The sequence below is a fragment of the Clostridium sp. genome, assembly GCF_021372645.1.
Taxonomy (GTDB): Bacteria; Bacillota; Clostridia; order Clostridiales; family Clostridiaceae; genus Clostridium.
Map to the genome: position 1 here is coordinate 12,687 of NZ_JAJFUC010000044.1, position 14,349 is coordinate 27,035.

13 protein-coding genes, 1 tRNA gene and 1 pseudogene are annotated in these 14,349 nt (G+C 27.9%); 14 read left to right on the forward strand and 1 reads right to left on the reverse strand.

From position 1 onward, the window contains the following. Positions 1 to 141: 141 nt before the first annotated feature. The 11 genes and pseudogenes from polA (at position 142) to LLF98_RS07110 (ending at position 10,582) form a co-directional block, all read left to right on the forward strand. The gene (polA, locus tag LLF98_RS07060) at positions 142 to 2,745 is read left to right on the forward strand and encodes a DNA polymerase I (protein WP_291702227.1); all 2,604 of its coding nucleotides are present in this window, start codon (positions 142 to 144) and stop codon (positions 2,743 to 2,745) included. A gap of 21 nt (positions 2,746 to 2,766) precedes the next feature. Next, complete coding sequence (gene coaE, locus LLF98_RS07065; protein ID WP_291702229.1) at positions 2,767 to 3,366, forward strand: dephospho-CoA kinase; 600 nt, start codon at positions 2,767 to 2,769, stop codon at positions 3,364 to 3,366. 15 nt (positions 3,367 to 3,381) lie between these two features. Further along, on the forward strand, positions 3,382 to 4,017 hold the full coding sequence (locus LLF98_RS07070) for a lytic transglycosylase domain-containing protein (RefSeq protein WP_291702231.1): 636 nt from the start codon (positions 3,382 to 3,384) through the stop codon (positions 4,015 to 4,017). Between the two features lie 100 nt (positions 4,018 to 4,117). Next, positions 4,118 to 4,200, forward strand: a tRNA-Leu gene (locus tag LLF98_RS07075). A gap of 498 nt (positions 4,201 to 4,698) precedes the next feature. Further along, positions 4,699 to 5,022 carry a metalloregulator ArsR/SmtB family transcription factor gene (locus tag LLF98_RS07080; protein WP_291702233.1) on the forward strand — a complete coding sequence of 108 codons (324 nt, stop codon included), beginning with the start codon at positions 4,699 to 4,701 and terminating at the stop codon, positions 5,020 to 5,022. A gap of 40 nt (positions 5,023 to 5,062) precedes the next feature. Continuing rightward, positions 5,063 to 5,449, forward strand: coding sequence for an arsenite efflux transporter metallochaperone ArsD (arsD, locus tag LLF98_RS07085; protein ID WP_291702235.1), 387 nt, complete (start codon positions 5,063 to 5,065; stop codon positions 5,447 to 5,449). Between the two features lie 16 nt (positions 5,450 to 5,465). Beyond that, positions 5,466 to 7,213, forward strand: a pseudogene (gene arsA / locus LLF98_RS07090) (arsenical pump-driving ATPase). 15 nt (positions 7,214 to 7,228) lie between these two features. Then, the gene (locus tag LLF98_RS07095; RefSeq protein ID WP_291702237.1) at positions 7,229 to 7,645 is read left to right on the forward strand and encodes an arsenate reductase ArsC; all 417 of its coding nucleotides are present in this window, start codon (positions 7,229 to 7,231) and stop codon (positions 7,643 to 7,645) included. A 22-nt stretch (positions 7,646 to 7,667) separates the two neighbouring features. Continuing rightward, complete coding sequence (gene arsB / locus LLF98_RS07100; protein WP_291702239.1) at positions 7,668 to 8,729, forward strand: ACR3 family arsenite efflux transporter; 1,062 nt, start codon at positions 7,668 to 7,670, stop codon at positions 8,727 to 8,729. A 405-nt stretch (positions 8,730 to 9,134) separates the two neighbouring features. Further along, positions 9,135 to 9,695, forward strand: a complete 561-nt coding sequence (locus LLF98_RS07105; RefSeq protein WP_291702241.1) for a CYTH domain-containing protein — start codon at positions 9,135 to 9,137, stop codon at positions 9,693 to 9,695. Positions 9,696 to 10,078: 383 nt separating this feature from the next. Next, the gene (locus tag LLF98_RS07110) at positions 10,079 to 10,582 is read left to right on the forward strand and encodes a TspO/MBR family protein (protein WP_291702243.1); all 504 of its coding nucleotides are present in this window, start codon (positions 10,079 to 10,081) and stop codon (positions 10,580 to 10,582) included. A 51-nt stretch (positions 10,583 to 10,633) separates the two neighbouring features. On the opposite strand, the gene LLF98_RS07115 is transcribed toward LLF98_RS07110, so the two are convergent. Continuing rightward, entirely contained in the window at positions 10,634 to 11,419 is a 786-nt protein-coding gene (locus LLF98_RS07115; RefSeq protein WP_291702245.1) for an HAD family hydrolase, read from the reverse strand. Between the two features lie 449 nt (positions 11,420 to 11,868). Here LLF98_RS07115 and LLF98_RS07120 point away from each other — a divergent pair, with 449 nt between their 5' ends. The 3 genes from LLF98_RS07120 (at position 11,869) to LLF98_RS07130 (ending at position 14,333) form a co-directional block, all read left to right on the forward strand. Further along, positions 11,869 to 12,600, forward strand: coding sequence for a phosphatase (locus LLF98_RS07120; protein WP_291702247.1), 732 nt, complete (start codon positions 11,869 to 11,871; stop codon positions 12,598 to 12,600). A gap of 188 nt (positions 12,601 to 12,788) precedes the next feature. After that, positions 12,789 to 13,196: a nucleoside-diphosphate kinase gene (gene ndk, locus LLF98_RS07125; RefSeq protein ID WP_291702249.1), complete on the forward strand. Its 408-nt coding sequence runs from the start codon at positions 12,789 to 12,791 to the stop codon at positions 13,194 to 13,196. 276 nt (positions 13,197 to 13,472) lie between these two features. Beyond that, positions 13,473 to 14,333 (forward strand): YcdB/YcdC domain-containing protein, encoded by an 861-nt coding sequence (locus LLF98_RS07130; RefSeq protein ID WP_291702251.1) that lies wholly within the window; start codon positions 13,473 to 13,475, stop codon positions 14,331 to 14,333. Positions 14,334 to 14,349: the final 16 nt, after the last annotated feature.

Sequence of the window (14,349 nt, forward strand, 5' to 3'; positions counted from 1 at the left end):
AGTAATTATCAAAGTAAAAAGTTTATAAACCTATACTTTAAGGGATATAATATAGTATAATAAACTAGCGCACTTAAGGCTTAGTGTTTTGACCATGCTGTATGTGCAAATAAATTCTTGTGGTAAATTTAGGAGGTTTTAATGAAAAAATTATTAATTTTGGACTCAAATTCACTTATGAATAGGGCTTTTTATGCATTGCCTCCTATGACAAATAGTGACGGAATAAATACTAATGCCATTTATGGCTTCATGAATATGTTATTTAAGATGAAGGATGAAATTAACCCAGATAGTATAATTGCTACCTTTGACTTAAAAGCACCAACTTTTAGACATAAGGAATATGCAGAATATAAGGCGGGAAGAAATAAAATGCCCCCAGAATTTGCAGAACAGTTTCCGATTATTAAAGAATTATTAAAGTTTATGGGAATAAAAAATTTTGAAATAGAAGGTTTTGAGGCTGATGACTTAATTGGTACAGTCTCTAAATTTGCTGAAAATAATGGCACAGAGGTATTTGTAGTTACAGGAGATAAAGATGCGCTTCAATTGGCATCTGATAGCACTAAAATTGTAATTACTAAAAAGGGTGTTAGTGAAACTGCAATTTATGATAGAAAAACTTTTATAGATGAATTTAAAGTAACACCAAATCAATTTATAGATGTTAAAGGGCTTATGGGAGATAAATCTGATAATATTCCAGGAGTTCCTGGCGTTGGAGAAAAAACTGCATTTAAGCTTATAAAAGAATATGGCTCTATTGAAGAAGTATTAAAGAATATAGATAATATTCCAGGAAAAAAGCTCAAGGAAAATTTGGAAAACAATGTGGAACAAGCAATATTCTCTAAAAAGCTTGCTACTATTATGAGAGAAGTTCCCATTGAATTAACATTAGAAGATATTAATTCTAGTGATAAAGAAAATATATTAGAAATTAAAAAAATGCTTATTAAACTTGAAATGAAGTCAATACTATCTAAGTTTAAAGATGATACAGTTTGCGAAGAGTCTAAGGTAGAAGTCAAAAATATAGATACAATTGAAGATATGAAAGAATTGTTTTCAAAGAAAAAGAATAGAATTTATATAGATTATACTTTAACAGATGCATCTATATATTCTAAATTAGAACTTGAATATTTAATTTTGGGTGAAGAAAATACTGGGGATTGCATAAACTTTAAAGATATAAGCGCTAAAAATAAAAACGAAGCTATAGAAAGTTTAAAAACATTAATGGAAGATGAAAATATTAAGAAGGTAATTCACAATGGAAAGAACTTTGTTACTTTTTTAAATAAATATAAAATTGAAATTAAGGGATTTGATTTTGATGCTGCAATTGCAGCTTATTTAATTGATTCTTCAAAGAGCAAATATGAAATTTTAGAGCTTGTCAATCATTATGTCGGAGAAAATCCAAGTGAAGAGGGACATAATCTTAAAGTAATTCTTTCAAGCTACTTGCCTGTAATTTATGAGAAGTTAAAAGAAAAACTTCATAAAGAAAACATGGATAAACTTTATTATGAAGTTGAACATCCATTAATATATGTACTTTCATCTATGGAGAGTATTGGATTTAACATAAATGAAGGTATGTTAGATGAACTTAAAATAAAATTCAAAAAAGAAATTGAAGAAACTCAAGAAGCAATATATAAGTTATCAGAAGAAGAATTTAATATAAGTTCACCCAAGCAATTAGGTAAGATATTATTTGAAAAATTAGATTTACCAGCCACGAAGAAGACAAAAACAGGTTATTCAACTAATCAAGAAGTTTTAGAAAAATTAATGGATAAGCATGAGATAATCCCTAAAATAATGTATTATAGGCAAATTACAAAGATTAATTCTACATATATAGAAGGATTAAAAAACGTAATTGATAAGGATGGACGTATTCATTCAAATTTTAATCAAACTGTTACTACAACAGGAAGATTATCAAGTACAGAACCCAATTTGCAAAACATCCCAATTAAACATGAATTAGGAAGAGAAATAAGAAAAGTATTTATTCCTATGGAAAAAACTGATATGCTTGTTTCCTGTGATTATTCTCAAATAGAATTAAGAGTTTTAGCTCATATTGCAAATGATGAAAATATGATAGACGCATTTGAGGATCATAGTGATATTCATACCAAAACAGCTTCAGAAGTTTTTAACGTTCCAATCGATGAAGTGACTTCTCTTATGAGAAGTAGAGCTAAGGCAGTAAACTTTGGAATTGTATATGGAATAGGCGCATTTAGATTAGCTCAAGATTTAAAGATTACAAAAAAAGAAGCAGAAGAATATATGTCTATTTATTTTGAAAGATATCCTAAGATAAAAAAATACTTAGAAAATATAGTTAAAGATGCACAGGATACAGGATATGTATTAACAATTTTAAATAGAAAAAGATTTATACCAGAAATAAAATCTTCTAATAAAATAGTAAAAGCTTTAGGTGATAGATTAGCTATGAATGCTCCAATTCAAGGAAGTGCAGCTGATATAATAAAGATTGCTATGGTTAATGTTTATAATAAATTAAATGAAAAGAAATTAAAAAGTGAATTGATTCTTCAAGTTCATGATGAACTTATATTAAATGTCAAGAAGGAAGAATTTGAAGAAGTTAAAAATTTAGTTGAACATGAAATGGAAAATGCTATTAAACTAAAAGTTGCACTTGATGTAGATGTTAATTTTGGTAATACATGGTATGAAGCCAAATAAAAAAAGGTGGTTTATATAAAAATGATTAAGGTTGGTTTAACAGGGGGAATTGGTACTGGTAAAAGTACTGTATCTAATATTCTAAGAAGCGAACAGTTGAAAATTATAGATGCAGATAACATAGCTAAAGAAGTACTAGAAAAGAATCCACAAATATTAGAAATGGTTCGTACACAATTTGGATCTGGTTTCTTTGATTGGAAAGGGGAATTTAGAAGAAAAGAATTTGGAAATCATATCTTTAGATTTCCCAAACAAAGAATAAAATATGAAAGTATTATTATGCCTTATATTAAACAAAGCATAGAAGAAAATATAAAAGCATATGAAAAAAAAGGAGAAAAAATAATAATAATAGATGCTCCAACTTTGATTGAAAATAATCTACATGTTGAAATGGATTATGTGATACTTGTATATGCTGATAATTCAGCTCAAATTCAAAGGGTTATGAGCAGAGACAAATTAACTAAAGCTGAAGCAGTTAGCAGAATAAATTCTCAAATGTCCATGGAAGAAAAGAAAGAGTATGCCAATATTATTATTGATAACAATACTGATTTAATTGATACACAAAAACAAGTTTATGATTTAATTGATTTTATGAAATTAATATACTAGATTAAGGAGAAAATAATGAAATTTATAAAAAAAATCTTTTCTAAACTAGTAGTCTTAGCAGTTGTTATAATAGCAATTGGAGTAGGTTCTAAATATGTTATAAAAGAGAAATTTTTTCCTTATAAGTATAAAGAATATGTAGATACTTATAGTAGAAAGTATAACTTAGACCCATTATTTGTATTAGCAGTGATAAAAACTGAAAGTAAATTTGATGATGATGCACATTCACATAAAAATGCTGTAGGACTTATGCAAATAACTGTTGAAACAGGTGAATGGGCAGCCAAGGAAATGGGATTTAGTGCATTTTCTAAAGACGATTTGTATAACGAGGAATATAATATTAGAATGGGATGCTGGTATCTTAGAAGGTTAAATGATACCTTTGATGGTGATTTATACTTAACAATTGCTGCTTATAATGCAGGACCAACTAATGTACAGAAGTGGCTTGAAAATGAGAAATATTCTTCGGATGGTAAAAGTATAGATTATATACCTTTTGGAGAAACAAAGAAATATGTGGACAAAGTAAATACTTATTATCATGTATATGAATATCTTTATAGTGGAAAAGAAAGTTATTTTGACGTAGATAAAATAGTAAAATTGATTAAAAGTTTTTTGAATGTACATTTTTTAAGCTAATTATTAATTGTAAGACTAATAATTAGCTTAAAGATTTAATAAAACTTACTTGAATTTCTGATGAAAATGAATTATCATTAAAATAGTTAATTTATATTTTGCAGGTGTGCTGGAATGGCAGACAGGCACGTTTGAGGGGCGTGTGTTTATAACGTACGGGTTCAAGTCCCGTTACCTGCACCAAAAGAGTCAGTAATAGTGCCATTTGTGGACGTTTCTAATAGTAAAAATATAATTAAAAAGCAAACACGTTATGTATATAGAAAAAATGCATAACGTGTTTGCTTTTCTTACGTTTTGGAGGTGATTGTACTGGGAAATAAAATTACATTAACAACAATGGATAAAACATTAGACAGGGGATATGATGAGTTTATATATTATTGTAAATCTACAAATTTATCAGAAACTACCATAAAACTTTTGATAAAGGTTTTGAACAATTTATATTTGAACATTGCACAATTAAGAATTTGAGAACAGGCACAGAAAAACATTATAATAGAAAATGCTCATAATACTATTTTGTAACAATTATATAGTTACTGCATAAAGTGATTATATAGATTATTGTTTATCTAGTGAGAGTGATTAATAAGGCTAAATCAGAATAGATATTGACACTATATAGATGAACGTTTATATTGTATATAAAGAAGTATCTATATAAAGAAGGCGGGAATGAATATGAATTATGAAGAAAATGCCAAAATATTTAAAGCAATGTGTGACCCGAGCAGATTAAAAATAATTGACATATTATCGTGTGGTGAAAAATGTGCATGTGAAATTCTAGAGTATTTTGATTTTACTCAACCAACACTTTCACATCATATGAAAGTATTAAGTGATTGCGAACTTGTGGAAGTAAGGAAAGAAGGCCTTTGGAATTACTATAAATTAAATATAAATAATTGTAATAAGCTTACATTATTTATGATGAATCTTGTGACAGAAACAGAAAATTGTATTTGCAAAGATAAAGCTAAATGTACTTGTAAATAGGAATTTAAATAAAAATTATGTTGTAAAGGAGTTAATGAAAATGAAGAAAATGATAATATTTGATCCTGTAATGTGTTGTTCAACAGGAGTTTGTGGACCATCTGTTGATAAGGAGTTATTAAGAGTTGCAACTGTTTTAAATACCTTAAAGAATAAGGGGATAGTAGTAGAAAGATATAATTTAACAAACAATCCTCAAATATTTGTAACTAATGCTGTAATAAATAAAATTTTAAATACTAAAGGTGTTGAGGCTTTGCCTGTAACTATGGTAGATGGTGTTATCGTTAAAGAAGGCAGTTACCCTACAAATGAAGAGTTCTGCAGTTTATTAGAAATACCATCAGATACTTTAAAACTTACTATAAAGAAAGCGAATGTTAAGAAGCCTGCTAAAAGTTGTGGATGTAAAGGTGGATGTTGCTAGTAAGAGGAGGAAGAACATGTTTAAAGAATTTGATATAAAGAAATTAAATTTAACGAAGTATTTATTTTTTACTGGAAAAGGTGGAGTTGGCAAAACTTCAACAGCTTGTGCTGTAGCAGTAAATCTAGCTGATCAAGGAAAAAAGATTATGCTTGTAAGTACTGATCCAGCTTCCAATCTCCAAGACGTATTTAATACAGAACTAAATAACAAAGGTGTTCGTATAAAAGAAGTGCCAAACCTAGTTGTTGCAAACTTTGAACCAGAAGTAGCAGCAGCTGAATATAGGGAAAGTGTAATTGCCCCATATAGAGGTAAGTTGCCTCAATCAGTAATAGAAAATATGGAAGAACAATTATCAGGTTCTTGTACTGTAGAGATAGCGGCATTTAATGAATTTTCCGGAATGATAACTGATGAAAAAGCTTTTAATGAATATGACCATATAATTTTTGATACAGCGCCAACAGGTCATACATTAAGAATGTTACAATTGCCTTCAGCATGGAGCAACTTTATTAGTGAAAGTACTCATGGTGCCTCATGTTTAGGTCAACTTGCTGGACTTGAAGATAAGAAGGAAATGTATAAAAAAGCAGTAGAAACTTTAGCCAATAAGGATAAAACTACTCTTGTGCTTGTATCTCGTCCTGAAAATTCTCCGTTAAAAGAAGCTGAAAGAGCTTCTAGAGAACTTCAAGAAATTGGAGTTAGAAATCATATATTAGTCATAAATGGAGTACTACAAAATTATGATGATGAACTTTCAACGGGTATTTATGAAAAGCAACAAAAAGCACTTCAAAATATGCCAGAAAAATTCAAGGATGTAGAAGCTTTTGAAATTCCTTTAAGACCATATAATATAACAGGACTTGAAAATGTAAGAGCTTTATTAAGAGAAGCACAAATTAAAGTTAGTAGTGATACTTTAAACATGAATTCAATACCAGAGTTAAAAAATGTCATAGAGGATATTTATAATAGTAATAAAAAGGTTATATTTACAATGGGTAAAGGTGGAGTTGGTAAAACAACTATAGCTGCGGCTATAGCTTTAGGGTTAGCTAAAAAAGGCAAGAAAATTCATCTAACAACTACTGATCCAGCGCGGCTCATTTAAAGTTTGTATTAGATGAGAGTTATGGAATTTCAATAAGTAATATTGATGAAAAAGAAGAATTTGAAAAGTACAGGCAAGAAGTATTGGCTAAAGCAAAAGAAAATAATATGAGTGATGAAGATATTGAGTATATTGAAGAGGATTTAAGGTCACCTTGTACTCAGGAAATAGCAGTATTTAGGGCTTTTGCTGAAATAGTTGAAAGGTCAGAAAATGAAATTGTAGTAATAGATACAGCACCAACTGGCCATACGTTATTACTTTTAGAGTCAACAGAAAGTTACAATAAAGAAATTTCTAGATCAGAAGGAGATATACCAGAGTCAGTTATAAAGTTATTGCCTAAATTAAAAAATGAAAAAGAAACAGAAGTAATTATAGTAACTTTAGCAGAAACAACACCTGTATATGAAGCTATGAGACTTCAAAAGGATTTAGAAAGAGCAGAGATTCATAGTAAATGGTGGGTAATAAATTCTAGTCTTTATGCAACAAATACGACTAATGCTATTCTAAAAGCAAAGGCAAGTAATGAAATTCAATGGATAAATAAAGTAAATGAAATTTCAAATGGAAACCTAGCAATAATAGATTGGAAAGAGGAAAACGTAAGCGGAAGTAATTTAAATAACTTAATTTAGAGGAGAGATGAAGGTATGAAACCCAAAGTAGCATTTATATGTGTTCACAATTCTTGTAGGTCACAGATGGCAGAGGCACTAGGAAAGTTATATGGAATTGATGTATTTGAAAGTTACTCAGCAGGAACAGAAACAAAACCTCAAATAAATCAAGACGCAGTAAGAATTATAAAAGATTTATACGATATTGATATGAATGAAACACAAAAATCTAAACTTCTATCAGATATTCCAAGTGTGAATATTGTCATAACTATGGGGTGTAATGTAGAGTGTCCATTTTTACCTTGCAAATATAGAGAGGATTGGGGATTAGATGACCCAACAGGTAAAAATGATGAGGAATTTATAAAGACAGCCAAAATCATTGAAGACAAGATAAAGAGTTTGGCTAGAAGAATCAATGATAATGAAATTAATTTATACAACTAAAGTTTGAATAGGGGGAGTTAAAATGAGCAAAAAATCATCTGGATTATCATTTTTGGATAGATATTTGACGTTATGGATATTTGCAGCAATGGCACTAGGAATATTTTTAGGCTGGGGAATACCCTCATTATCAGCGGGACTCGCAAAATTATCTGTTGGAACAACGTCAATACCAATAGCTATAGGTCTTATTATTATGATGTATCCACCACTTGCTAAAGTAAATTATAAGGAACTTGGAAAAGTATTTAAAAATCCCAAAGTTCTTGGATTATCATTAGTGCAGAACTGGTTTATTGGGCCAGTGTTAATGCTTATACTTGCTTTTGTGTTTTTAAAATCTGATTCAGAATTAATGACAGGACTTATTTTGATTGGACTTGCTAGATGTATAGCTATGGTAATTCTTTGGAACAGTTTAGCAGATGGAGATAGCGAATATGCAGCAGCATTAGTAGCATTTAATTCTATATTCCAAGTAGTATTTTATTCTGTGTTTGCATACATTTTCATTACAGTGTTACCACCTATATTTGGTCTTACAGGATATGAAGTTCATATTTCAATGGGAGAAGTAGCAACGTCTGTTGCAATTTATCTAGGGATTCCTTTCTTATTAGGAATGCTTACTAGATTAATATTAGAACCTATGAAGGGAACAGAATGGTATGTAAAAAAATTTGTTCCTAAGATCAGTCCATTAGCGTTAATTGCTTTATTATTTACAATCGTAGTAATGTTCATGTTTAAGGGGAAATACATTGTAGATTTACCTTTAGATGTTATTAAAGTAGCAATACCACTTGTAATATATTTTATAGTAATGTTTTCTGTATCATTCTATATAAGCTACAAGTCAGGTATAAACTATCATCAAACTACTACCTTATCATTTACAGCCGCAAGTAATAATTTTGAATTAGCAATAGCTGTTGCAGTAGCAGTATTTGGAATTGAGTCAAAGGTAGCATTTGCTGCAGTAATTGGGCCATTAATAGAAGTTCCAGTAATGATTGGACTAGTAAATGTAGCATTATATTGGGGAAGAAAATATTTTTCATATTCTAAAGAAGAAAAAGCATAAAGAATAGATGTAGCAAATTTCACAAAAACAGGTTTAATAGGAATAGAGGCCATTGAAAAACTATTGTTTTTTAGTAGCTAATTTAAAACTATTAAATTTGATTGAGTCCATTATTGAGTCCGTAAGAATATAGATGCGTTAAAACTCCTTTCTTTACTATGTTTTGTGGTAACAGAGGAATTCAAGTCCCGTTACCTGCACCAGTTAAAAGAGCTTAGAATCCTTTGAATTATGGGATTCTAGGCTCTTTATGCTATAAGCTGATTTTCGCAATCAACATCAAATAACCGTGAAAATATTAAAGAACAGAAAATAATTTAACTAGTACAACGTGTTAATTTGCTATATTATATAAATGTGTACAGATGTACGGACTTACAAACTTAATAAAAGGAGATTATTTTTATGCAAGAATTAGAAACTAGAATTATAGATATTGATGTTCAAAATATAAGAAGTATTTTATTATCAAATGGTGCTAAGAAAGTTAAAATGGAAGATCAAATTAATGATATATATGACTTTGAAGATGGAAGACTTCTAGAAAAAAAAGGTTATGCCCGCATAAGAACTGTGAATGACATGCTTAATAATAAAGTTGTATATTTTATGACCACAAAGAAAATGTTATCTCAAGAAAGATTTAAAGTTATGGAAGAAAATGAAACAATAATAGAAGATAAACAAATGGGTGAAGGAATATTTAAGTCTCTTGGCTTAATACTTAAAGAATCCAATAAAAAATATAGAGAAAGCTATAGATTGCATGATTGTTTAATTGAAATAGATATAAATGATAAGAGTTTTTGTCCATTTCCTTATTTAGAAATAGAAACTACATCTGAAGAAAAACTGGAAAAAGTAGTTAAATTACTTGGCTACACATTAGAAGACACAACATCTCAAACTATTTATGATATTTTATCTCAAAGAGGATTACTTAATAATAATCCTAAAGGTGTTTAATATGTCTTAGCTCACATTTTACAATATTAGAAGTTGAAATTTCCATATAAGGCTTGCTAAAATAAATAATAAGTCCATTTATATTCTATTGTTATTAGGTTAGGACATGAAATAAAATAACAGATTTAGTATATAAAAATACTAGTCTGTTATTTTTTTATGTGCATTAATTAGTAATTATACATAGTTTTAAGTAGGTTTACATATATTAAATTAGTTATCCGATAGCTAGCATCAGTAAAACTCCAACTTATATAAGTTAGACGAAATTGTTTCTCTAAGTTTCAGATTGAGAAAAGCATTCTTATTAAGCAAAATCCATATGAAGCTAAGAATTACTTGATGTGAAATTAAAAATTACTTAAAATTTGAGGTGTTAATATATGAAAGGTAAATTAAAGAAAAAAAAGAGCGTTAGAATTATTCCATTAATTGTATCTATAATGATTCCATTTCTTATTGGTGGAATTACATTATTAATTATTCCTAATATGAATTTAATATATGAATGTTTAGTTAAAGCAATGTTTTTTCCTCCAGTAATAGTGTTTCCAATTACTTGGACAATCCTTTATATACTTATGGGAATAGCTTCTTATAAGGTATATGTACTAAAATATGATAATATTGATGTAAGCTCTGCTCTGTTTGTCTACGCTATACAATTATTGTTAAATTTTTTGTGGACAATTATATTCTTTGAGTTTAGGCTATATGGATTAGCATTTTTAGAACTTGTCTTGCTAGTTTTATTTGTGATATTAACAATAAAAAGATTCTACAAAAAGGCTGGAAAAAAAGCAGCATTATTACTGCTTCCATATTTTATTTGGCTCATATATGCTGGAGTTTTAAACTTCTTTATTTGGATGCTAAATGAAATGTAACTACAATGCACAATTGAGAAATTTATTCTATAATTGTGCATTGTCAATTATCTAAAGAGCATATTCAAGTATAGCTCTTAAAACACCATGCTCTATATTACTTGCAGCTATGTATTTTCCATATTGTTTCATATCTTCTGGAGCATTTTCCATTACAAAACTGTATTCAGCTTGTTCAAGCATCTCTATATCATTATAATAGTCTCCAAGAACCATAGTTTCTTCTTTTGAAATATTATCAGTATCCATTAAATTTTTTAAGGCAAGGCCTTTATTAACACATTTATTTGAAATATCAATCCAAATTTCACCAGAACCTACTATGTTTAATTTATCTGCGAATTTAGGTTTGAATATAGTATTCAAATTCTCGGAAGAATTTTCTAAGTTACAAATGGTAATTTTAACTATATCATCAGTAATCTTAGTTAAATCATCTACAATTTCTAAATTTGTATAATATTTTTTTATTTCAATCAAATGCTCATCAGAACATTGCTCAACATAAGCTCGGTTTATTGAACATAAAATTATTACATTTTCGTCTATTTCTTTTGAATACTTAATTACATCAGTAACAATATTAGTATCAATGGTGCTTTGATATATTATTTTATTATTATCAACAACTAAAGCTCCATTTTCACATATGTAAGACAAATATCTTCCTACAGGACCAAAGTTAGTTTGTAATGTGTAATAAGGTCTGCCACTAGCAACGACTAATTTGATATTTTTTGCTCTTAAACGATCTAAGATATCAGTAAAACCTTCTGGTAAATGTCCATTTTCATCTAATAAAGTTCCATCCATATCTGTTGCAATTAATTTAATCATATATCTTTTGTACTATTCAAAGTAAGAGTAAATAATAGTAAATTTATACTATATTTAATATGAATAGTAACTCCTCCTTTTTATTTTTTTATTTGGTTATAAATGAATTTATTTTTAATAAAGTAAATGTAAAAATAAATTCCATATCATTATAACCTATTTAAAGGAAGTGAATCAAATTATCACTCAAATTATTAAGGTTATTGTATGAGTTAAAGATGCTTTATTGAGATCATTAGGTGATATTTGTAAGGATACAAGTTACATAAATAGTTTTATAAGTAAATGATTTTATGATTTTCAAGCAGTTTAATTGATAGGTGAAGTATGATAATATAGTTAATGAAGGAAAATATATTTAAGTTTATTAATTGTACTAGATGATTATATAGTTAATATAAAATTGTAATATTAAAATTAAAAATTTTTAATGAAAAAAGGGTGATTTAATGAAATACGCATTAGATGTACATACTCACACTATAGCTAGTGGGCATGCTTATTCAACTTTAATGGAAAATGCAAAGGCTGCTTCTGAAAAGGGCATAAAAGTACTTGGAACTACAGAACATGGAATTAGTATGCCGCATTCTCCACATATTTGGTATTTTAATAATTATAAAGTTTTACCAAGGGAAATGTTTGGGGTTATTATGCTTTATGGAACAGAGGCAAATATAATTGACTATGATGGAAATTTAGATATGGATGATATTACATTAGATAACTTAGATATTGTAATTGGAAGTATACATGATGAAGTTTATAAAGTAGGTAATATTGAAGAAAATACAAGTGCTTTTATTAAGGTAATAAAAGGTGGGAAAGTTGATATTATAGGGCATCTTGGAAATCCAGGAGTTCCAGTTGATTTTGAAAAAATAATAAAATGTGCTATAGAAAATGATGTTTTAATAGAAATTAATAATAGTTCTTTTACAACATCTAGAGTAGGAAGCTTTAGTAACTGCACTAAAATAGCATCATTATGCAAAAAATATGGTGCTAAGCTAATAATAAATAGTGATGCGCATTTTTGCACGTTAATAGGAGAATTTACGCAAGCAGTTAATATGTTAGAATCCATAGATTTTCCAGAAGAACTTATAATTAATAAAGATCCAAATCAATTATTATTAAGATTAAAGGAAAAAGGTAAAATACAAGACTTGAATATCTAATTATTTTTGCTCTCCTAATTTTTTTAAAAACTACAATTTTTGAGTTTAATTTATAAAAAAAAATATAGCATAATACAACAAATATGGAATAAACTTATATAAGTATTGAAAATTTTCAGAATATTTAGTATAATATCCTGATAATGGGTAATAATATCAAATGATTTACATGATATGGAGGGCTTAAAATGATTGAAAGAAGTGTAGTATTAATTAAACCAGATGGAGTAGAAAGAAATATAATAGGAAATATTTTAAGTTGTTATGAAGACAATGGATTGAAGATAGTAGAGTTAAAACTTATGAAAGCTACAACAGAAATTGCAGAAAAGCATTACTGTCAACATAAAGGAAAAGATTTTTATGAAGAACTTATAACATATATAACAAGAAGTCCATTATGTGCAGTAATTTTACAAGGGGAAGATGCGGTAGCAAGAATAAGAAATATTAATGGGGCAACTAGCCCAACTGATGCTGAAGAAGGAACTATAAGACATAGGTATGCCAGAAGCAAAACAGAAAACTGTGTTCATGCATCGGATACTGTAGAAAGTGCAAAAGAAGAGATTCAAATATGGTTTCCAGAAGTATAAAACTATATTTGTTCTAATTGAAATTATACATTTAAATGATTAAATTGTTAATCTAAATATATAATGTTGTACTAAAAATGCTTGTTTTAAGAATAATTTTATTCTATAGAACAAGCATTTTTTATATATTTTATATTTGATTATGCCTTAGTTGAAGTTTCTCTATGAGCTTTTATCATTAATTGTAAACTGTACATTGCTAATTGCCATATATATGATGAAAATAAAAAATATGATATAATAAAAATAAAATATGAATCTAGTGGGAGGTTATTAATGAAATTTAAAAAGACTAGTATTATAGGAAGTATTACTTTATTATTTCTTCTTATAATCATAGTTATAATACTGTATAATTTTATTGGGCCTGGTGCAGGAGATATTAAAGCATCTAAAAACTTCATAGCTAAACTATATTCAATTAATGCAATAAGCACTGAACAAAATTTAGATGTTATAAAATATGATAGAATTAAAATATTAAATAGTCAAACTGATCTAGTTCATAAAAGTATAGCAACTCAAAGTTTTGGTATAGATTTAGATAAAAATAATAATGTGATAGGTTTTGCTAAAAAAGAAAATCCAACCAATATAACTAAGCTTAATTTACAAGATGCTAGAATTTTAGCAGAGAAATATTTAAAAAATATATATGATGGGGAAGTAGTTCTAAAGACAATTAATAGTAATGAGGACTTGAAGTATTTACCATATTATTCATTTATATATACTAAACAGAAAGATGGATATCCATTTTATTTTGATGAAATAAAATTAAATATTGATAAAGAAAATGGTTTTTTGGATGGGTATTCGAATTCTACAATGCAAAGAGAATGCATGGAACCTGTAATAAACATTTCAGAGGAAGAAGCTAAAAAGATAGCCTTAGAATATTTTCAAAATCATAATAAAGAAGGTATCGTTGAAAATGAAACAAATTTAGTTTATGCAGATGATAAGATAGATAATGAAGCAAATAAAATATACCAAGTTTGCTATATTGTAAATATAGACGGTAAAAATGATAAGAATGTAAATATTAACTGGAAAATTTTTGTAGGATCAGAAAATGGAAACATCCTAAACATATTAAAAGATGGAGCAGAAAAAGAAGCAATAATAAAAAGATAGGATAATCAGTTCAGAT